Source organism: Streptomyces sp. NPDC088762 (assembly GCF_044750905.1).
Lineage (GTDB): Bacteria > Actinomycetota > Actinomycetes > Streptomycetales > Streptomycetaceae > Streptomyces.
Genome location: NZ_JBIVKT010000020.1, coordinates 11,356 through 29,977 on the forward strand (window position 1 = coordinate 11,356; position 18,622 = coordinate 29,977).

Below are 18,622 nucleotides of genomic sequence, written 5' to 3' on the forward strand. Positions count from 1 at the left end.
CCCGTTCCGGGCGCGGCAGCGTTCCCGCGGGCTGCGCCCGGAACCCCGTTCCTGTGTGGCACCGCTCATGGGGGCCTCCGCCCTGGACCCTGTTCCGGGTGCGGCACTGTTCGCGGGGGCTCCGGACCGGACCCTGTTCCGGGTGCGGCACCGCTCCCGGGGGCTCCGGTCCGGACCCCGTTCCGGTGCGCACCGTTCCTGGGGCTCCGCCCCGGACCCCGCGCCTCAGAACGCCGGCGGGGCTGAGATCGCCCCGGCGGAGGTGGGCCACCTCCCAGCCTCGCCGGCGTTTGAGGCGCGGGTCTGGGCAGAGCCCAGGGAACGGTGGAAGGGCGGGTAGGGGACCGGCTCCGCGCAGCGGGACCGGCCCCCGCTGGCCAAGCCGGCCACAGGCTTCCGGCTCCGCGTAGCGGGACGGGCTACGCCGGGGTGGGGGTCGTGACGCCGGTCAGGAGGTCGCGCAGGAGGTCCGCGCCGCGGAGGGTGAGGACGGACTCCGGGTGGAACTGGACCCCCGCGAAGCGGGGCGCCGCGAGGGCGGTCGGCGCCAGGGCGGTGGGCGCGGAGCGGAGGGCGTGGACTTCGCCCGTGGCCGGGTCCCGGGAGATCTCCACGCCGGCCCCGGCCAGCCGGGCGGCCGTCGCCGCGTCGCAGCGCGCCGTGTACGTGTTGTAGAAGCCGACGACCTCCTCCGCCCCGAAAAGGGAGATCCGCGTCTGCGCCCCCTGCGCCGGCTCCGCCTTCCGCACCAACGGCAGCCCCAGCTCCGCCGCCAGCAGCTCGTGCCCCAGGCACACCCCGAGCAGCCCGTGCCGGTGCCCGGCCAGCAGATCGGCGGCCAGCCCGCGCAGCACACGCATCTTGGGGTCCCCCGCATCCGCCGGGTTCCCCGGCCCCGGTCCCAGCACCACCGGGCCCTCCCACGACAGGGCCGCCGCCCGCAGCCCCGGATCGTCGTAGCGGCGTACGGTCACCTCCAGCCCGGCCACCCGCAGCACGTGCGCCAGCATCGCCGTGAAGGTGTCCTCCCCGTCCACCACCAGCGCGTGACCGGTCGGCGACGAGGGCTGCTCCTGCATCCGCAGCCAGAAGGGCGCCAGGTCCTGCCGGCGGGCCGCCAGCGCCGCCTGCACGCGGGAGTCGTCCGCCAGTCCGGATGCGGCGAAGGCGGGCCGCCGCGGCGCGGCCGGGCGGACCCCGAGCGCCGCCAGGACCCCCGCCGCCTTGGCGTGGGTCTCCGCCACCTCGCCCGCCGGGTCGGAGTGCCGCACCAGCGTCGCCCCGACCGGCACGCGCAGCACGCCGTCCGCCGCGATGTCGGCGGTGCGGATCAGGATGGGGGAGTCGAGGGTCTGGGCCCCGGCCGGGTCCAGGCCGAGGAGCGCCAGTGCGCCCGCGTAGTAGCCTCGGCCCCCGGCCTCGTACCGTTCGATCACCCGGCAGGCGTTCTGCACCGGCGATCCGGTGACCGTCGCCGCGAACATCGTCTCCCGCAGCACCTCCCGTACGTCCAGGGAGGAGCGTCCGCGCAGCTCGTACTCGGTGTGGGCGAGGTGCGCCATCTCCTTCAGCCGCGGCCCGACGACGACCCCGCCGCGGTCCCCGACCGTGCACATCATCTTCAGTTCCTCGTCGACGACCATCGACAGCTCCTCCGTCTCCTTGCGGTCGCCGAGGAAGGCGAGGAGGGAGTCGGCCGTCGGGCCGGTGGCCGGATAGCGGTAGGTGCCGCTGATCGGGTTCATCACGACCGTGCCGCCGGACATCCGCACGTGCACTTCGGGGCTGGCTCCGACCAGCGTCCGCTCGCCGGTGTGGACCACGTACGTCCAGTACGCGCCGCGCTCGCCCTCCAGCAGGCGCCGGAACAGCGCGAGCGCGTCGGCCCGGCCGAAGCCCTCGATCCGGCCCTCGTAGGTGCGCCGGATGACGAAGTTCGCGCCCTCGCCCCGGCCGATCTCCTCCTCGATGACCCGCGCCACGGTGGCCGCGTAGTCCTCGTCCGTCACGTCGAAGCGACCGCCGTCCACCCGGACCTCGTGCGCGGGCAGCCCGGCCAGGGCCTGCGCGAGCGGGATCTCGTACGCCTCCTCGGCGACCAGCACGCTCAGCGGAGTGCCGTCGTCGCGTACGTCGAACCCGCGCTCCCGGATCTGCCGGAAGGGCACGAGGGCGAGGGTGGGCAGCTGCCCGACGGGCAGGTCGGCGAGGCGTTCGGCCTCGTGGACCGCGCCGAGGAGCACCTCGACGGTGTCGTGGTCGCGGCCGGGGGTCCGGCGCCGCAGCAGGGCGAACGGCGGGCAGGAATCGTCGAGCAGTCGGCTGAGTGCCATGGACATGGCGGGTCGTCCTTCCGGTGGGAGGAGCGGCCCGGGCTTCCGGTGGAAACGCGGAAGGCCGCCCCTCGGGGCGGCCTTCGCGTCGGTCGTGTCAGTGGGTACGCGCGAGGAGTGGGCCGCCGGGAGCGGGCCACCACCAGTTCTGGTTCGAGAACGCGTACATGCCGCGCACCTTAGCCCAGATCCGCCTCCCGCCGCCGGATGCGTCTCACGGCGCGGGATGAACCATCGATTCCGTATTTTTCGGCCCCGTCGGCCTTCGAGCCCCCTCTGTCTCATCAGGTGGTCGCTAGGCTGGACGGGGCGAATGACGCCGTAATGTGTACGAGGTGACCGTGAACGCTGAAACCCAAGCCCCCGCCGCCAAGGCGACCTGGCGAGACCTTCCCGCGGCGCAGCAGCCTTCGTACCCCGATGCCGAGGCCCTGCGCGCTGTCGTCGCGGACCTCGAGTCGTATCCTCCCCTCGTTTTCGCGGGTGAGTGCGACCAGCTGCGCGCCCGTCTGGGAGCCGTCGCCAAGGGCGAGGCGTTCCTGCTGCAGGGCGGCGACTGTGCCGAGGCCTTCGACGCCGTGTCCGCCGACCACATCCGCGCCAAGCTGAAGACGCTGCTCCAGATGAGCGCCGTCCTGACGTACGCGGCCTCCGTGCCCGTCGTCAAGGTCGGCCGCATCGCGGGCCAGTACTCCAAGCCGCGCTCCAAGGACACCGAGACCCGCGACGGCGTCACCCTGCCGACCTACCGCGGCGACTCCGTCAACGGCTTCGCCTTCACCGAAGAGGCCCGGATCCCGGACCCCGAGCGGCTGAAGCGCATGTACCACGCCTCGGCCTCCACGCTGAACCTGGTGCGCGCCTTCACCACCGGTGGTTACGCCGACCTGCGCCAGGTGCACGCCTGGAACCAGGACTTCGTGAAGTCCTCCCCGTCCGGGCAGCGCTACGAGCAGCTCGCGCGGGAGATCGACAACGCGCTGAACTTCATGAAGGCCTGTGGCACCGACCCGGCCGAGTTCAAGGCCGTCGAGTTCTACGCCTCGCACGAGGCGCTGCTGCTCGACTACGAGGGCGCGCTGACCCGCACCGACTCGCGGACCGGCAAGCTCTACGACACCTCGGGCCACATGGTCTGGATCGGCGAGCGCACCCGCCAGCTGGACCACGCGCACATCGAGTTCTGCTCGCAGATCGCCAACCCGATCGGCATCAAGCTCGGCCCGACCACCACGGTGGACGAGGCGCTGACCTACATCGACCGCCTTGACCCCGAGCGTGAGCCGGGCCGGCTGACCTTCGTCGTCCGCATGGGCGCCGACAAGGTCCGCGACAAGCTCCCCGAGCTGGTCGAGAAGGTCACCGCGTCCGGTGCGACCGTCGCCTGGGTCACCGACCCGATGCACGGCAACACCTTCGAGGCGGCCTCCGGCCACAAGACGCGCCGTTTCGACGACGTGCTCGACGAGGTCAAGGGCTTCTTCGAGGTTCACAAGGGCCTGGGCACCCACCCGGGCGGCATCCACGTCGAGCTCACCGGTGACGACGTCACCGAGTGCGTGGGCGGCGGCGACGAGATCTTCGTCGACGACCTGCACCAGCGCTACGAGACGGCCTGCGACCCGCGGCTCAACCGCAGCCAGTCCCTGGACCTGGCGTTCCTGGTCGCCGAGATGTACCGCGATCAGTGAGCGGAAACGCATGACGGTGGGGCGCGGATCCATGTGATCCGCGCCCCACTGTCGTATCCGGGTCTTTTGGGGAACCCTTGGTTTAGGTACGGTTAGGTAAGCCTCACCGAATAGGGATGGCTCGCCTGCCCAGTCCGCCCACGGAGGTGAACCGCGTGTACGTCTGCTCTTGCTTCGGCATCACCGATCAGCAGGTCAAGGAACACGCGGCCGCCGGTGCCTGCACCCCGCGCCAGATCGCCTCGGCGACGAAGGCCGGCACCGACTGCGGTTCCTGCGTGCGCACCATCCAGGGCATCCTCGGCCGCGGGGCCTGCCCGCGCCGGGAGCTGCTGGAGAAGGGTGACGGGGCCGCCGTCCTCGCCGCCGACGTGCCGTCCGTGCCGTCGCTCGTTCCCCCGCTCGAGCCCGCTTACGAACCCGCGCTCGCGGAAGCCGCCTAGGCTGGGAGACCGGCGGATCCGGCAGGCCGGCCGTAGCGTGCCCGCTAGCTGGGCTGCTCGATCAGCTGCGCGATGTACAGCGCCTCACCCAGGGACTCGATGAGCTCCAGCTGCGTGTCGAGGTAGTCGATGTGGTGCTCCTCGTCCTCCAGGATCTCCTCGAAAAGCCGGGCCGACGTGATGTCGCCCTTGCCGCGCATGACCTCGATCCCGCGCTTGAGGCGGTCGATGGCCTCGACCTCCACCTGCCGGTCCGCCTGGAACATCTCCGTGATCGTCTGCCCGACGCGCACGTGGAAGAGGCGCTGGTAGTTCGGCAGACCGTCGAGCATCAGGATGCGCTCGGTGATCTTGTCCGCGTGCTTCATCTCGTCGATGGATTCTTCACGCGTGTACTTGGCGAGCTTGGTCCAGCCCTTGTTGTCCTGGATGCGGTAGTGCAGCCAGTACTGGTTGATGGCCGTCAGCTCGCCGGTCAGCTGCTCGTTCAGAAACTCAAGGACCTCGGGGTCGCCCTGCATCGCAGAGGCTCCTTCCAGGCATGGTCAGCCACGTGACGGGTTAGGTGGCCGCATCCTTGCACCGCCGCCCGGGACCGTCCAGTAAGTGCCTCCTTAGTGCGAGTTACCGCGACTTGCCCGAATCGGCCCGGACGCTGGTCATGACCACCCCGCGACGTCTGTCACCATGGAGTCATGGGTCAGCCGGAAAGCCGGGAATCTCCGGGAGCAGAGCAGCTGGAGCTTCCACCGGGGCAGCGGTTGCAGAGGGGCTGGCCGGTCACCCACTACGGTCCCGTGCCCAAGTTCAAGCCGGACCGCTGGGAGTTCCGCGTCTTCGGCGCGACCGCCGACGGCGACAAGCACTGCTGGAACCACGAGGAGTTCGCGGCCCTGCCGTTCGAGTCCGTGGTGGCGGACCTGCACTGCGTCACGAAGTTCAGCATGCAGGGCGCCGAATGGGGTGGTGTGCTCGCCCGTACGATCCTCGCCCTGGCGCCGCCGGCGCCGCAGGTCACGCACGTGATGGTGTGGGCCGAGTACGGCTTCAGCTCCAACCTGCGGCTGGCCGACTTCTCCTCCGAGCGGACCGTCTTCGCCACCCATCAGGGCGGTGAACTGCTCACCGCCGAGCACGGTTTCCCGCTGCGGCTCGTGGTCCCGCACCTGTACGCCTGGAAGGGCCCCAAGTGGGTCCGCGGGGTCGAGTACATGACCGCCGACCGGCGGGGCTTCTGGGAGGAGAGGGGCTACCACAACATCGGCGACCCCTGGCGCGAGCAGCGCTACTCGTACCAGGAGGAGCCGGGGGACGGCCCCGAGCTGTAGCGCTCCGCCGCCGTGCTCAATGGTGGTACTGGTGGACCACCGCGTGGCCCTTGCCGCGGCCGATCATCCACTTGTTGACCGGGGTCGTGATGACGAAGGCGGCCGCGAGGGCGATCGCCAGGACGATCCAGAACAGCGGCTCCGACAGGTGCGCGTCCATCGCGCCGGGCCACAGGGCGATGACCCCGTTGTCGATCAGTTCCATGACGGCGATCGACAGGGTGTCCGCGGCGAGCGCCACCCGGATGGCGGTGGCGAGGTCAACGCCCGCCGAGAGGATCCCCCGCAGGGTGAGCGCGTAGCCGAAGAAGAACGCGAGCACGATCGCCAGGACCATCGTGCCGACGTTCCCCCAGCCCAGCGCGGTGCCGATGATCATGCCGAGCACCTCGCCGATGGCGCATCCGGTGAGGCAGTGGAGGGTGGCCTTGGCGGCCATGGCCCAGCTGACCTTGCCGTGGCCGTGGCCGTGGCCGTGGCCGTGGGCGTGGGCGTGGGCGTGGGCGTGCGCGGCGGGGTGGCCGTGGTCCTCGTGCCCGTGCTGCGCGTGTTGCTGATGATCACCGTGGTGCTCGTGGTGCTCGTGGTGGGCACCGTGCTGCTCGTGCTGCTGGCCCTCGGGTGCGTGCTGCTGTTCGTGGTGCGCGTGTGCGTTGTCCATCGGAACCCCCTGGGAACACGGAATGCGGTCCTGCCGATGAGCAGAACCGTATACCCCCATGGGGTATTCCTCAAGGGATCGAGTGGATCACTCCGAGCCGCGCAGCTCCTTCAGCAGGGCCACGTCCGCGGCGTGTCCGTCCGTGCCGCCGGGCGTCTCGATGATCAGCGGTACGCCCTCCATCGCCGGATGCGAGAACAGCTCGGCGAAGGCGTCCCGGCCGATGTGGCCCTGGCCGATGTTGGCGTGCCGGTCCTTGTGGGCGCCGACGCCTTCCTTCGAGTCGTTCGCGTGGACGAGCTTCAGCCGGCCCTCGCCGACCGTGTCCACCAGCAGGTCGAGGGTCTGCTTGGTGCCGCCCGGTTCCGCCAGGTCGTGACCGGCAGCGAAGACGTGGCAGGTGTCGAGGCAGATCCCCAGCTTGGGGTGGTGGTCGAGCGCCTCGAAGTACGGCCCGAAGTCCCAGGTCCGCGAGCACAGCGAAGAGCCCTGGCCGGCCGTGGACTCCAGCAGCAGGAAGGGGTCGTCGTCATGCGTCAGCTCGTCCAGCAGGGGCAGCAGGTGCTCCCTGACCTGCGCGTACGCGATCTCGCGCGGGCGGCCTCCGGTGGCCGAGCCGGTGTGCACGACCACCCCGAGCGCGCCGATCTCGCGGCCCCGGCGCAGCGAGTGGCGCAGGGACTCCACGGACTTCTCCACGGTCGCCTCGGTGTGCGAGCCGAAGTTGATCAGGTACGGCGCGTGCACGTAGGCGGGGACGGCCCCGGCCGCGCACTGCTCCCGGAACAGCTCGTCCTGCTTCGGGTTGCCGGAGGGGGTGGCCCAGCCGCGGGGATTGGCGACGAAGACCTGGACGGCCTCGGCGCCGATCTCGCGGGCGTAGGTCAGCCCGACCGAGGCGAGGCCGCCCGCCACGGGGACGTGCCCGCCCACTGGATTGCGTATCACTGCTGCTTACAGCCCCTTGGTCCGGATGGTGATCGTGCTGCCCTCGGGGGCGTTCTGGCCGGCGGGCACCGACTGGGCTTCCACGGTGTTGCTGAAGGAGAGGAAGGGCCGGTCCACCTTCACCTTGAAGCCCGCGGCCTCCAGGGCCTTGCGGGCCGCTTCCACGTCCTGGCCGGTCACGTTCGGGACCGGCAGCTGGCGGGGGCCCTTGGAGAGGGTCAGCGTGATCGTGTCCCCGGTCGCGGCCTGGGTGCCGGCGCCGACCGACTGGTTGGCGACCGTACCGGCCGGGGAAGGGGAGTTGACCTGCTCGGGCGCCGTGGCCACCTTCAGGCCGAGGCCCTCCAGGGTGGCCCGGGCCTGCTCGAAGGGGAGCCCCGCCACGCTCGGGACCTGCACCGGGCGGCCCTTGCTGACCACGAGCGCGACGGCCGTGTCGGGCGCCCGCTTCTCGCCGCCCGCCGGGTCCGTGGCGATCACGGAGCCCTGGGCGACGTCCTGGCTGAAGGCGAGGGTGACCATGCCGGGGGCCAGGCCGGCGTTGGTCAGCTCGGTCCGGGCCTCCTCCAGCGGGCGGCCCTTGAGGTTGGGCACGGCCACGACCTGGGGGCCGCGGGAGAGGGTGATCGTCACCGCGCCGTTGCCGCGGATGCGCTTGCCGCCCGGTGGGTCGGTGTTCATGACCGTCCCGCGGTCGAAGGAGTCGCTGAACTTCCGTTCGACGCCCTTCACGCCGAGACCGGCCGCGGACAGCTGGGCGCGGGCCTGCGCCTCGGTCTTGCCGAGGAGGTTGGGGACCTTGGTGAACTGGCCGGAGTTGATGTACCAGACGCCCGTGCCGAGGCCGAGGGCCAGCAGGACGCCGGCGATGACCAGCAGGGTGCCGCGCCGCGGCCGGGACCGGCGCCGGGCCGCGGGGACCGGGGGAGGCGGCGGTGTGGTCAGCCGGGAGGTGTGGTGGACCTCCGGGGCGTCCACCGGGCGCGGGATCACGCTGGTGCGGTCCTCGGTGGCGGACCGCTCCTCGGCGCGCGCCTGCGGGGGGACGGCGTCCAGCTCGGCGTCGCTGAGCCGGAGACGGGCCTCGCGGGCGAGGCCGAGCAGGGCGGCGGCGTCGTAGGGGCGCAGCTCCGGGTTGCGGGCGGCCGCGTGCGCGACGAGCTCGTCGAGGCCGGCGGGAAGGCCGGGGACGGCCGCCGACGGGGGCGGGACGTCCTCGTGCAGGTGCTGGTAGAGCACCTGGGCGGGGGTGCCGCCGGTGTGCGGCTTGGCGCCGGTGAGCATCTCGTACAGCACGACACCGCAGGCGTAGACGTCCACGCGGGTGTCGGCGACGCCGTTCTCGATCTGCTCGGGGGCCAGGTAGGAGACCGTGCCGAGGACCGAGCCTGTGGTGTGGGTGACCGAGTCGACGGAGCGGACCAGCCCGAAGTCCGCCACCTTGACCCGGCCGTCGTCGCCGATCAGGACGTTCTCGGGCTTCATGTCGCGGTGGACGAACCCGGCACGGTGCGCGGCGCCGAGGGCGGCGAGGACGGGCTCCAGGATGTCGAGGGCGGCCCGGGGCTGGAGCGCGCCGCGCTCGCGGAGCACGTCGCGCAGGGTGCAGCCGGAGACGTACTCCATGGCGAGGTACGTGTAGGGGCCGTCGGTGCCCTGGTCGAAGACGGCGACGACGTTGGGGTGGGCGAGGCGGGCCACGGACTTCGCCTCGCGGATGAACCGGTCGACGAAGGCGGCGTCGGCGGCGAGGGCCGGGTGCATCACCTTGAGCGCCAGGACGCGGTCGAGGCGGGTGTCGACGGCCCGGTAGACCGTGGCCATGCCACCGGCCGCGATGCGGGCGTCGACGCGGTAGCGGCCGTCGAGCACGCGTCCGACGATGGGGTCGTCCAGGGTCGTATCCACCCGGCGATTCTATTGGCGCGACGACGCGCCCCCGGCGGGGCCGGCCCTTCTTGCAGCCCACCTGTGACGTGGGGCCCCCGTGGTCGGGGCCTCCGCCCCTCTCGGCGGCGGAGCGGGGGCCGGGGGGTGGTCGGCCGGGGCCGGGGGCCGTCGGCATCCCGCGGGGGTGGGCCGGCCCTGCGGGTCGGGGGCTTCGGGGTGCGCGTCCGGCCGTGAATTCAGCACCTCGGTCACCAACATCGAGGCCGCTGACGGAGAGCCCTCCCGACTCTCACCCAAAGCGCACGGTCTGCCGCGGACGGGCCCTCTGAGTAATCCGACAGGGATGGTGGGCGGCTTGTGACACCCCAAGACGGCCGTTGGACGCTGAGAAGTGAGGAGCGCGTAGCGATCTGGCGCGCTTGTGGGGTGCTGATGGGCTGTCGGTCGCCGTTTGGTTGGGGTATCGGCCCCAGATGGGCTGCGGACGCCGAGATATGAGGAGCGCGTAGCGATCTGACGCGCCCGCCGACCCCGAATGACTCTCGGCTCGTCATGTGGTGCAGGTATCAGCCGTAGGCGGTCGCCGGACGCCGAGAGGTGAGAAGCGCGTAGCGATCTGATGCGCGGATCGGCTCCGACCGCCCGGAAACGGGCCCGGGTGCCCGGTGGGCCGACGCCCGGTCCCTCGTGTGGTCTCTGGCGGTGGCCGTCCCTTCGCTCTCGCCCGGCCCGTTCTTTTGGGGGTTTCCCGGCAGTCTTCGTTTTTCCGTGGCGGGACGGTCTGTCAAGGGTCGCCGTAGGCGATCGCGAAGCGACGCGACCGCAGGGAGCGCCCTTGACAGGCCGGCCCGACGCGGAAGGACGATGGGACTGACGGGAAACTCCCAAACCCTCACGGCTTCCGATTCATCGGCTACCGAACCCCGAAGCCCCCGACCCGCAGGGCCGGCCCACCCCCGCGGGATGCCGACGGCCCCCGGCCCCGCCCACCCACCCACCGGGCCCGGCTCCGCCGCCGAGAGGGGCGGGTGGGCAGCCGCCGCGTCGGCGCGGGGCGCGAGGGGGTGGAAGTCCCGCCCGCGCGTGAACCCGTACTCAGAACGCCGGCCGCTCCGGATCCAAAGCAGCGCGCCCCTCCGTCGGGGACGACGCCTCGGCGAAGCGGCGCTGGGGGATGCGGCCCGCCCGGTGGGCCAGGCGGCCCGCCGACACGGCGTCCCGCATCGCCGCCGCCATCAGGACCGGTTCCTGTGCGCGGGTCACCGCCGAGGCCAGCATCACCGCCGCGCAGCCCAGCTCCATGGCCAGGGCGGCGTCCGAGGCCGTGCCGGCCCCGGCGTCCAGGATCACCGGGACCCCGGCCCGTTCCACGATCAGCTCGAAGTTGTGCGGGTTGCGGATGCCCATGCCGGAGCCGATCGGGGAGCCCAGCGGCATGATCGCCGCGCACCCGACGTCTTCCAGCTTGCGCGCGAGCACCGGGTCGTCGTTCGTGTACGGGAGCACGGTGAAGCCCTCGTCGACCAGGATTTCGGCGGCGTCCAGCAGCTCGACGCCGTCGGGCAGGAGGGTCCGCTCGTCCGCGACCACCTCCAGCTTGATCCAGTCGGTGCCCAGCGCCTCGCGGGCCAGCCGGGCCGTGAGCACGGCCTCGCCCGCGGTGAAGCAGCCCGCCGTGTTCGGCAGCACCGCGATGTCCAGCTTCGACAGTACGGACAGGACCGAGCCCTGGACCGTGGGGTCCAGCCGGCGCATCGCCACGGTGGTGAGTTCGGTGCCGGAGGTGACGAGGGCCCGTTCCAGGACGTCCAGGCTCGGGGCCCCGCCGGTACCCATGATCAGGCGGGAGGAGAAGGTCCGGTCGCCGAGGGTGAAGAGGTCGTCGGCCATGTCGCTCAGCCTCCCTGGACCGCGGTGAGGACCTCGACCCGGTCGCCCTCGCCCACCGGGGTGGCCGGCCACTGCCCGCGCGGGACGACGGTCTCGTTGAGCGCCGCGGCCACGCCGGAGGGCGCCGTGGTCAGGGTGGCGACCACCGCGTCGAGCGTGGTGCCGGGCGCGACCTCGCGCGGCTCGCCGTTGACGGAGACGGAGAAGGAGACGGGGAGGGTCATGCGTACGACTCCTGTCGTGCGGCGGAGAAGCGGCGCGGCGTGAAGGGGCGGGCGACGTCCGGCAGTTCGCCGGTGGTCAGCAGCTCGGCCATCACATCGCCGGTGAGCGGGGTCAGCAGGACCCCGTTGCGGTAGTGCCCGGTGGCCAGGTGCAGGCCCGGCAGGTCGGTGGGGCCCAGCAGCGGGGCGTTGTCGGGGGAGCCTGGCCGCAGTCCCGCCCGGGTTTCGGTGAGGGGGAGTTCGGTGATGCCGGGCACCAGCTCGTGGGCGTCGCGCAGGAGTTCGTAGACCCCGCCCGCCGTGACGGTGGTGTCCCAGCCCAGTTCCTCGCTGGTGGCGCCGATGACGAGTTCGCCGTTCTCGCGCGGCACCAGGTAGACGTGGCTGCCGCGCACGACCGCCCGTACCGTCCGCGACAGGAACGGCGCGTACGCCGCCGGTACGGACAGGCGCAGGACCTGGCCCTTCACCGGCCGTACGGGGGCCACGACCTCCGGCGGTACGCCCGTCAGCCGGCCGCTGAGGGAGCCCGCGGCCAGGACCACCTGGTCCGCGCGCAGCTCCGTACCGTCGCCGAGGACCGCCCCGGCCGCCCGGTCCGCGGTGACCAGCAGCTTCTGCGCGGCGGCCCGGTGGATGCTCACCCCGGCGCCCTCGCAGGCGGCCAGCAGGGCGGCGGCGAGCCGGCGGGGGTCGACCTGGTGGTCGCCGTCCACGCGCAGCCCGCCGCGTACGCCCGGGGCCAGCATCGGCTCCAGGCGGCGGCACTCGCGGCCGGTGAGCCACTCGGACTCCAGGCCGCAGCGGCGCTGGAGGGCGTGCAGCTCGCGCAGGTGGAGCCGGTCGTCGGCGTCGAGGGCGACGGCGAGGGTGCCGCAGGCGCGGTAGCCGATGTCCATGCCGCCGCTCGCGTCGGCGAGCTCGGCGGCGAACTCGGGGTAGCGGGCGGCGGAGGCGAGGTTGAGGCCCAGCAGGGTCTCCTCGCCGTAGTGGAGTTCGGTGACGGCGGCCAGCATGCCCGCCGCGACCTGGGCGGCCCCGCCGCCGGGCGCCGGGTCGGCGAGGATGGTGCGCAGGCCGCGCCGGGCCGCCCGCCAGGCCGTGACCAGGCCGATGATGCCGCCCCCGATGACGAGGACGTCGGATCCCGTTCCGGATCCCTTCCGAGATGAGTGCATGGGCGTCCAGCCCCTCCCTTCGCCGGCATGACCCGGATCAGGTTCGTACGGTCGGAGGCCGGCCAGCCTCCCTCTCAGCCCGGTGCGCCCGGACTCCCGCGATAGGTACGGTGGCCAGACTAACCCTGCCGCGGACGGTGGGTAAGGGGCACCTCTTCCTGACGGAGCGTCAGATGATTAGGGTGTGCGGATGATCATGCAGACGGAAAAGACAGACAGCGGCGTGGTGATCGTCGGCGCCGGAATGGCCGGCGTGCAGACCGCGGTCGCCCTGCGCGAGCAGGGCTTCACCGGTCCGGTGACCCTGCTGGGAGCCGAGCCCCACCAGCCCTACGACCGGCCCCCGCTGTCCAAGGCGGTGCTGCTCGGAAAGGCCGAGGACTCGGCGTTCGACGTGGACTTCGAAGGCCTCGGCATCGAGCTCAGACTCGGTACGGAGGTCACCGGACTGCGCGCCGCCGACCAGGAGCTGGACACCGAGGCGGGCCCGGTCCCGTACGGGATCCTCGTGCTGGCCACCGGCGCCGAACCGCTGACCCTGCCCGGCACCGGCGGCGTCCCGGGCGTCCACCTCCTGCGCACCCTCGACGACGCGGCGCGGCTGCGCCCGGTGCTGGAACAGGCCCCCTCGACGGTGGTCGTCGGGGCGGGCTGGATCGGCGCGGAGTTCGCCACCGCGGCCCGCGAGGCGGGCTGCGAGGTGACCGTCGTCGAGGCCGCGGACCGGGTCCTCGCCGGCGCGCTGCCCGCGGAGGTCGCCGAGCCCATGGCGAGCTGGTACGCCGAGACCGGCGCCGAGCTGATCACCGGCGCCAAGGTCGCCGGAATCGAGGAGGGCCGGGTCCTGCTGGCCGACGGGCGCACCCTGCCGGCCGGCGCCGTGGTCGTCGGCATCGGCGCCCGCCCCGCCACCGGCTGGCTGGCCGGCACCGGGGTGGAGCTGGGCCCCGACGGCGCGGTCGTCGCCGACGAGTACCTGCGCACCTCGCTGCCGGGGGTGTACGCGGTCGGCGACTGCGCCTCCTTCCCCTCCGGCCGGTACGGGAAGCGGCTGCTCGTGCACCACTGGGACAACGCGCTCCAGGGTCCGCGCACGGTCGCCGCGAACATCCTGTCCGGCGAGCCGGCCAAGGCCTACGACCCGGTGCCGTACTTCTGGTCGGAGCAGTTCGGCCGCTTCGTGCAGTACGCCGGCCACCACGGCGGGGCCGACACCACGATCTGGCGCGGCAACCCGGCCGCCGAGCGCACCTGGTCGGTGTGCTGGCTGCGCGACGGCGCCCTGGTCGCCGTCCTGGCCGTGGGCCGCCCCCGCGACGTGGCGCAGGGCCGCAGGCTCATCGAGACGGGCGAACCGGTGGACCCCGCCAAGGTCGCCGACCCGGCGGTGGCCCTGAAGTCGGCCACCGCCTAGGCGCGCCGGAGCGGCCGGAGCGACCCGTACGGGGCCGCTCCGGTACCGGGGGCCGGTCCGAGATGGCAGGCTTGTGTCCGTGACCGAGATTGACGCAAAGATCGATGCCCTCGTCCCCTCCTGGCTGTACCTCCCCGACATCGCGGAGATGCTCGGCGTCGAGGTGACCCGGGTCCGCCAGATGGTCAAGGAAGGGCAGCTGATCGCCGTACGCCGGGGCGAGAACCGTTCCCTCCAGGTGCCCGCTCCCTTCATCGACGGCGACAAGGTCGTCAAGGGCCTCGTCGGTCTGCTGACCGTGCTGCGCGACGACGGCTTCTCCGACGAGGAGATCCTGGAGTGGCTCTTCACGGCCGACCCGACCCTGCCCGGCACGCCCGCGCAGGCCCTGAGCGAGAATCGCGGCACGGAGGTCAAGCGCCGCGCCCAGGCGCTCGCCCTGTGACCTGATCCGCATCCGCTCCACCGCGGTGTACGGGCCCGCGGGCCCGTACACCGCCTCCACCACGGGGGGAACACCCATGCAGCAGCTGTCCGACGCCCGGCTCTACCTGTGCACGGACGCCCGCAAGAAGCAGGATGACCTCCCCGAATTCCTGGACGCCGTCCTGGCCGGCGGAGTGGACATCATCCAGCTCCGCGACAAGGGCATGGAGGCGGGCGAAGAGCTCGAACACCTCCAGGTCTTCGCCGAGGCCGCGCGCCGCCACGGCAAGCTCCTCGCCGTGAACGACCGCGCCGACGTCGCCCACGCCATCGGCTCCGACGTGCTGCACCTCGGGCAGGGCGACATACCCGTCCCCGCCGCCCGCGCCATCCTGGGCGAGCAGGTGCTGATCGGCCGTTCCTGCCACGCCGAGGCCGAGGTCGACGCGGCCGTCGCCGAGCCGGGCGTGGACTACTTCTGCACCGGCCCCTGCTGGCCCACCCCCACCAAGCCCGGCCGCTACGCCCCCGGACTCGGGCTCGTCCGGTACGCGGCCTCGCTGGAGCAGGACCGGCCCTGGTTCGCCATCGGCGGCATCGACGCGACGAACCTGGACGAGGTGCTGGACGCCGGAGCCACCCGGGTGGTCGTCGTCCGCGCCCTCACCGAGGCCTCCGACCCGGGAGCGGCCGCCGCCGACCTGGCCAAGCGCGTCCGCGACCGCCTCGCCCGGTAGGACCGTCGCGAGGAACCCCGGGCGGCCCGCCGGGTGTCCAAAACCGTGTCCAAAACATGGACACAGCTTCGACCCCCGCCGAGCCCCGTCTAACCTGCCCGTATGGCCCATGGCACCTCTTCCACCTGGACGGACCGCGCACACACGGTCCGCGACCTCCTCGCGTCCGGGCGCTCGTACTCCTTCGAGTTCTGGGCCCCGAAGACGGAGAAGGGCGAGCGCAACCTCTGGAACGCGCTCCGCCGGATCGAGGCGGTGTCCCCGAGCTTCGTCTCCGTCACGTACGGAGCGGGCGGCTCCACCCGGGGCGGCACCGTGCGCGCCACCCAGCAGATCGCCGCGGACACCACGCTGACCCCCGTCGCGCACCTCACCGCCGTGGACCACTCGGTCGCCGAGCTGCGCAACGTCATCGGCCAGTTCGCCGACGCGGGCATCCGGAACATGCTCGTCGTACGCGGAGACCCGCCGGGCGACCCCATGGGCGAGTGGGTGGCGCACCCCGAGGGCGTGCACTACGCCGCCGACCTGGTCCGCCTCGTCAAGGAGTCGGGCGACTTCTGCGTCGGCGTCGCGGCCTTCCCCGAGATGCACCCGCGGTCGACGGACTGGGACACGGACATCCGGCACTTCGTGGACAAGTGCCGCGCGGGCGCCGACTACGCGATCACGCAGATGTTCTTCGATCCCGAGAATTATCTGCGGCTGCGCGACAGCGTCGAAAAGGCGGGCTGCGAGACCCCGATCATCCCCGAGGTCATGCCTGTTGTGGGCATCAAGCAGCTCGACCGGCTTCCCCAGCTCAGCAACGCGGTCTTCCCCGCGGACGTGAAAGAGCGCATGCTCGCGGTCAAGGACGACCCGGCCGCTGTACGCTCCATTGGCATCGAGTTCGCCACGGAGTTCTGCGCGCGGCTGCTGTCCGAGGGTGTCCCGGGGCTGCACTTCATCACGCTGAACAATTCCACGGCGACTCTCGAGATCTACGAGAATCTGGGCCTGCACCAGCGGGCCTGACCGGCGGGCCCCCGTTCCCTGGGCGGCCGGCCGTACCGAGAGGGGCCATGCATGGGTATGACGGTCCTCTACATCGCGTTCGGCTTCGTCGCGCTGTGGTTGCTTGCCGAGGTCCTGATGCAGTACAAGGCCCGGCTCCGCTGGCGCCTGCTCGCCTTCACCGGCTTCCTCGGCGTCGTCGCCGGAGTGGTCCTGCCGTCGGTGCCGGTCATCGGCGCCGGCGCGGCCGCGTTCGCCCTGGGCCAGACCCTGGTGACGCTCTCCTTCCGCAAGGGCTTCGTGGCCGGCTGGGCGCTGCGTCGCGGCGGCGAGCCCGTACGCCAGTCCCGGCGCCGCCGGTCGGGCGGTCCGCGCCCGGAACCGGCGCTGGAGGTCACCGCGCTCGCGTACGACTCGGAGTCCGACGCCGACGGCGGGTACGAGTCCTCGTACCAGGGGGCGGCCGAGGAGGTCTACAGCCCGCAGCCGGTGCCCGAGGAGACCGGCTCCTACGGGATCCAGAGCTTCGCGCCCCCGCAGGTCCCCGACGCCGGCCAGACGGCGGCCTTCGCCTCGCCGTTCACCACGGCGGAGCAGGACGCCCACCAGTACGCCGCCTACTACGACCCGGCCTCCCAGGCGGGCACGGGCGGGTACGACTACTCCGCCGGCTATCCGACGGGCGGGCAGCAGCAGGTCTACGCCGCCTACTCCGACCCGTACATCGGCGGCGGCTCGATCCCGCCCCAGCCGTACGACTACGGCGCGTACACCGGCTACGGGACCGGGCAGGCGGCGCAGGAGCCGTACTCCACGGACACCCCGCCCGGCGGGGTGTGGGTCCCGCAGCAGCGGACCACCGACGAGTACGGGCGGCCCTACCCGGTGCAGGAGCAGCCGGACACGCCGCCGCAGTACCCGTACCCCCAGCAGGGCGAGTACGAGCAGTACCGCTACTAGGCGTCTTCTACTAGGCGTCTTCGGCGCCGGGCCGTCAGGTCACTGCGAGCCGCGGAACTCCGCGCCCTCCACGATCAGTCCGGCCACCAGGGCCCCGGTCATCCCGGCGTGCGGCAGCCCGCCGCCGGGATGCGCCCAGCCGCCCGCCAGGTACAGCCCCGGCACGGCCGTGGTGTTGGCGGGGTACAGCAGCCGGCCTCCCGCCCCGGCGAGCGCGGGCAGGGGCACCGAGCCGCCCACCGCGCCCGTCGCCGCCTCGACGTCGACGGGGGTGCGCACCTCGTGCCACAGCAGCCGCTCCCGCAGCTGCGGAACGACCTGGGCGGCCGCCTCCAGCAGCCGCTCGGCGTACGGCTCGGCCATGGAGGGCGCCGTCCAGTCCACGACGCCCTGCGGGGCGCACCGGGCCTGGACGGTGATCGCCTCGTGGCCGTCGTCGGGCCGGGTGGCGGGGTCGTCGGGGCGCAGCACCGTGAGGTCGGGGGTGCTGGTCCCGCCGGAGGAGAGCCGGGTGCGGTGCGCCGTGCCCTCGGGGCGCGCTCCGCGCAGCGCGAGGAACAGCGTGAACCGGCTGGTGCCCTGCAGGCCGCCGCGGGCGGGGACCGCGTCCGGCGGCCACGGCAGGGAGCCGGCCGGCAGCCCTGCCGGGTCGATCCCGCACACCACGGAGTCGGCGGCGGCCTCGCTGCCGTCGGCCAGCAGCAGCCCGGCCGCCCGGCCGCCGCGCACCAGGACCTCCCGGACCTCGGCGCCGAAGACGAAGGAGACCTTCCGCTCCAGGCAGCGCTCGTACACGGCGGTGGCCAGCGCCCGCATGCCGCCGCGCACGTACCAGCTGCCGAAGGTCTGCTCCATGTACGGGAGGATCGTGGCGGCCCCGGGAGCGGACCGGGGGTCGATCCCGTACTCCGCGACCAGGCCGGTCAGCAGGTCCCCGAGGGCCCCGCCGAGCTCCCGGTCGGCGATCTCCTGGAGGGTGGGGGTACGGCGGCGCAGCAGGCCGCTCTTGCGCAGTGCCGGGTACGGGTCGTTGCCGAGCACCTGCCAGTCGGGGCGCAGCGGCTCTTCCAGCAGCGGGCGGCGGGTGGCGTCCCAGGCGTCCCGGGCCCGGCCCAGCACGGCGTTCCAGCGCTCGCCCGCCCCCTGGCCGAAGGCTTCGTCGAGGGCTGCGGCGACACCGCCGCGCGAGGCGCCCTGCAGGGTGACGTCGATGCGGTGCTCGGGCAGGACGTGCCGGACCGCGGGGTCGGCCTGGACCATGTCGACGCAGTCCTCCAGGGACCGCTTGCCGGTCTTCACGAACAGGTCGCGGTAGACGGCGGGCAGGTGCAGCAGCCCCGGCCCGGTGTCGAAGCCGAAGCCCTCGCGCTCGTACCGGCCGACGGCGCCGCCGTAGGTCGCCCCGCGCTCGTACACCGTCACCTGATGTCCGGCGACGGCCAGCCGGGCCGCCGTAGCCATCGCGCCCATGCCGGCGCCGATCACCGCAATTCGTGCCATGCC

General features: G+C 72.7%; 17 protein-coding genes and 1 riboswitch. Of the genes, 8 read left to right on the forward strand and 9 right to left on the reverse strand.

The genetic code is table 11. The features are described from left to right. Positions 1-419: 419 nt before the first annotated feature. A complete protein-coding gene (locus tag ACIP5M_RS31645; RefSeq protein WP_401203519.1) occupies positions 420-2,333 on the reverse strand; it encodes an anthranilate synthase family protein in 1,914 nt (637 codons plus the stop codon). 326 nt (positions 2,334-2,659) lie between these two features. On the opposite strand from ACIP5M_RS31645, the gene ACIP5M_RS31650 reads away from it, so the two are divergent. Both ACIP5M_RS31650 and ACIP5M_RS31655 read left to right on the forward strand, forming a co-directional pair. Further along, on the forward strand, positions 2,660-4,024 hold the full coding sequence (locus ACIP5M_RS31650) for a class II 3-deoxy-7-phosphoheptulonate synthase (RefSeq protein ID WP_401203157.1): 1,365 nt from the start codon (positions 2,660-2,662) through the stop codon (positions 4,022-4,024). Positions 4,025-4,179: 155 nt separating this feature from the next. Further along, positions 4,180-4,467, forward strand: a complete 288-nt coding sequence (locus tag ACIP5M_RS31655; protein ID WP_401203160.1) for a bacterioferritin-associated ferredoxin — start codon at positions 4,180-4,182, stop codon at positions 4,465-4,467. A 44-nt stretch (positions 4,468-4,511) separates the two neighbouring features. Here ACIP5M_RS31655 and bfr read toward each other — a convergent pair whose 3' ends face one another. Further along, the gene (gene bfr / locus ACIP5M_RS31660) at positions 4,512-4,988 is read right to left on the reverse strand and encodes a bacterioferritin (RefSeq protein WP_030037303.1); all 477 of its coding nucleotides are present in this window, start codon (positions 4,986-4,988) and stop codon (positions 4,512-4,514) included. Between the two features lie 174 nt (positions 4,989-5,162). Between bfr and ACIP5M_RS31665 the strand changes: the two genes are divergently transcribed. Beyond that, positions 5,163-5,795 carry a sulfite oxidase-like oxidoreductase gene (locus tag ACIP5M_RS31665; RefSeq protein ID WP_401203163.1) on the forward strand — a complete coding sequence of 211 codons (633 nt, stop codon included), beginning with the start codon at positions 5,163-5,165 and terminating at the stop codon, positions 5,793-5,795. 16 nt (positions 5,796-5,811) lie between these two features. Here the strand turns inward: ACIP5M_RS31665 and ACIP5M_RS31670 are convergent, their stop codons facing one another. The 6 genes from ACIP5M_RS31670 to thiO all read right to left on the reverse strand — a co-directional run bounded on the left by ACIP5M_RS31670 (position 5,812) and on the right by thiO (position 12,586). Continuing rightward, positions 5,812-6,456: a DUF4396 domain-containing protein gene (locus ACIP5M_RS31670; protein ID WP_401203166.1), complete on the reverse strand. Its 645-nt coding sequence runs from the start codon at positions 6,454-6,456 to the stop codon at positions 5,812-5,814. A gap of 87 nt (positions 6,457-6,543) precedes the next feature. Further along, a complete protein-coding gene (locus ACIP5M_RS31675; protein ID WP_401203522.1) occupies positions 6,544-7,401 on the reverse strand; it encodes a deoxyribonuclease IV in 858 nt (285 codons plus the stop codon). A gap of 9 nt (positions 7,402-7,410) precedes the next feature. Continuing rightward, positions 7,411-9,312, reverse strand: a complete 1,902-nt coding sequence (pknB, locus tag ACIP5M_RS31680) for a Stk1 family PASTA domain-containing Ser/Thr kinase (protein WP_401203169.1) — start codon at positions 9,310-9,312, stop codon at positions 7,411-7,413. Positions 9,313-10,389: 1,077 nt separating this feature from the next. Next, entirely contained in the window at positions 10,390-11,184 is a 795-nt protein-coding gene (locus ACIP5M_RS31685; RefSeq protein WP_401203171.1) for a thiazole synthase, read from the reverse strand. 5 nt (positions 11,185-11,189) lie between these two features. After that, complete coding sequence (gene thiS / locus ACIP5M_RS31690) at positions 11,190-11,408, reverse strand: sulfur carrier protein ThiS (RefSeq protein WP_401203174.1); 219 nt, start codon at positions 11,406-11,408, stop codon at positions 11,190-11,192. Then, positions 11,405-12,586: a glycine oxidase ThiO gene (thiO, locus tag ACIP5M_RS31695; protein WP_401203177.1), complete on the reverse strand. Its 1,182-nt coding sequence runs from the start codon at positions 12,584-12,586 to the stop codon at positions 11,405-11,407. Before thiO ends, thiS begins: the two co-directional genes overlap by 4 nt. Next, positions 12,584-12,696: riboswitch (TPP riboswitch) on the reverse strand. Its footprint overlaps the gene before it by 3 nt. Positions 12,697-12,776: 80 nt before the next feature. On the opposite strand from thiO, the gene ACIP5M_RS31700 reads away from it, so the two are divergent. From ACIP5M_RS31700 to ACIP5M_RS31720, 5 genes are all read left to right on the forward strand, one after another. Further along, positions 12,777-14,000 (forward strand): NAD(P)/FAD-dependent oxidoreductase, encoded by a 1,224-nt coding sequence (locus tag ACIP5M_RS31700; RefSeq protein ID WP_401203179.1) that lies wholly within the window; start codon positions 12,777-12,779, stop codon positions 13,998-14,000. 79 nt (positions 14,001-14,079) lie between these two features. Further along, positions 14,080-14,445 carry an Rv2175c family DNA-binding protein gene (locus ACIP5M_RS31705; protein ID WP_401203182.1) on the forward strand — a complete coding sequence of 122 codons (366 nt, stop codon included), beginning with the start codon at positions 14,080-14,082 and terminating at the stop codon, positions 14,443-14,445. A 76-nt stretch (positions 14,446-14,521) separates the two neighbouring features. Beyond that, positions 14,522-15,163 (forward strand): thiamine phosphate synthase, encoded by a 642-nt coding sequence (gene thiE / locus ACIP5M_RS31710; protein WP_401203185.1) that lies wholly within the window; start codon positions 14,522-14,524, stop codon positions 15,161-15,163. 102 nt (positions 15,164-15,265) lie between these two features. Continuing rightward, positions 15,266-16,180, forward strand: coding sequence for a methylenetetrahydrofolate reductase [NAD(P)H] (metF, locus tag ACIP5M_RS31715; RefSeq protein WP_401203187.1), 915 nt, complete (start codon positions 15,266-15,268; stop codon positions 16,178-16,180). Positions 16,181-16,231: 51 nt separating this feature from the next. Then, positions 16,232-17,119, forward strand: a complete 888-nt coding sequence (locus ACIP5M_RS31720; RefSeq protein WP_401203190.1) for a hypothetical protein — start codon at positions 16,232-16,234, stop codon at positions 17,117-17,119. 39 nt (positions 17,120-17,158) lie between these two features. Here the strand turns inward: ACIP5M_RS31720 and ACIP5M_RS31725 are convergent, their stop codons facing one another. After that, on the reverse strand, positions 17,159-18,619 hold the full coding sequence (locus tag ACIP5M_RS31725; RefSeq protein WP_401203192.1) for a phytoene desaturase family protein: 1,461 nt from the start codon (positions 18,617-18,619) through the stop codon (positions 17,159-17,161). Positions 18,620-18,622 lie beyond the last annotated feature (3 nt).

Bases quoted from the DNA above. Each gene is read 5' to 3' on its own strand.
- ACIP5M_RS31645 (WP_401203519.1), bottom strand. From the start codon at position 2,333: ATGGCACTCAGCCGACTGCTCGACGATTCCTGCCCGCCGTTCGCCCTG.
- bfr (WP_030037303.1), bottom strand. From the start codon at position 4,988: ATGCAGGGCGACCCCGAGGTCCTTGAGTTTCTGAACGAGCAGCTGACC.
- ACIP5M_RS31665 (WP_401203163.1), top strand. From the start codon at position 5,163: ATGGGTCAGCCGGAAAGCCGGGAATCTCCGGGAGCAGAGCAGCTGGAG.
- ACIP5M_RS31670 (WP_401203166.1), bottom strand. From the start codon at position 6,456: ATGGACAACGCACACGCGCACCACGAACAGCAGCACGCACCCGAGGGC.
- ACIP5M_RS31685 (WP_401203171.1), bottom strand. From the start codon at position 11,184: ATGGCCGACGACCTCTTCACCCTCGGCGACCGGACCTTCTCCTCCCGC.
- thiS (WP_401203174.1), bottom strand. From the start codon at position 11,408: ATGACCCTCCCCGTCTCCTTCTCCGTCTCCGTCAACGGCGAGCCGCGC.
- thiO (WP_401203177.1), bottom strand. From the start codon at position 12,586: ATGCACTCATCTCGGAAGGGATCCGGAACGGGATCCGACGTCCTCGTC.
- ACIP5M_RS31700 (WP_401203179.1), top strand. From the start codon at position 12,777: ATGATCATGCAGACGGAAAAGACAGACAGCGGCGTGGTGATCGTCGGC.
- thiE (WP_401203185.1), top strand. From the start codon at position 14,522: ATGCAGCAGCTGTCCGACGCCCGGCTCTACCTGTGCACGGACGCCCGC.
- metF (WP_401203187.1), top strand. From the start codon at position 15,266: ATGGCCCATGGCACCTCTTCCACCTGGACGGACCGCGCACACACGGTC.
- ACIP5M_RS31720 (WP_401203190.1), top strand. From the start codon at position 16,232: ATGGGTATGACGGTCCTCTACATCGCGTTCGGCTTCGTCGCGCTGTGG.
- ACIP5M_RS31725 (WP_401203192.1), bottom strand. From the start codon at position 18,619: ATGGCACGAATTGCGGTGATCGGCGCCGGCATGGGCGCGATGGCTACG.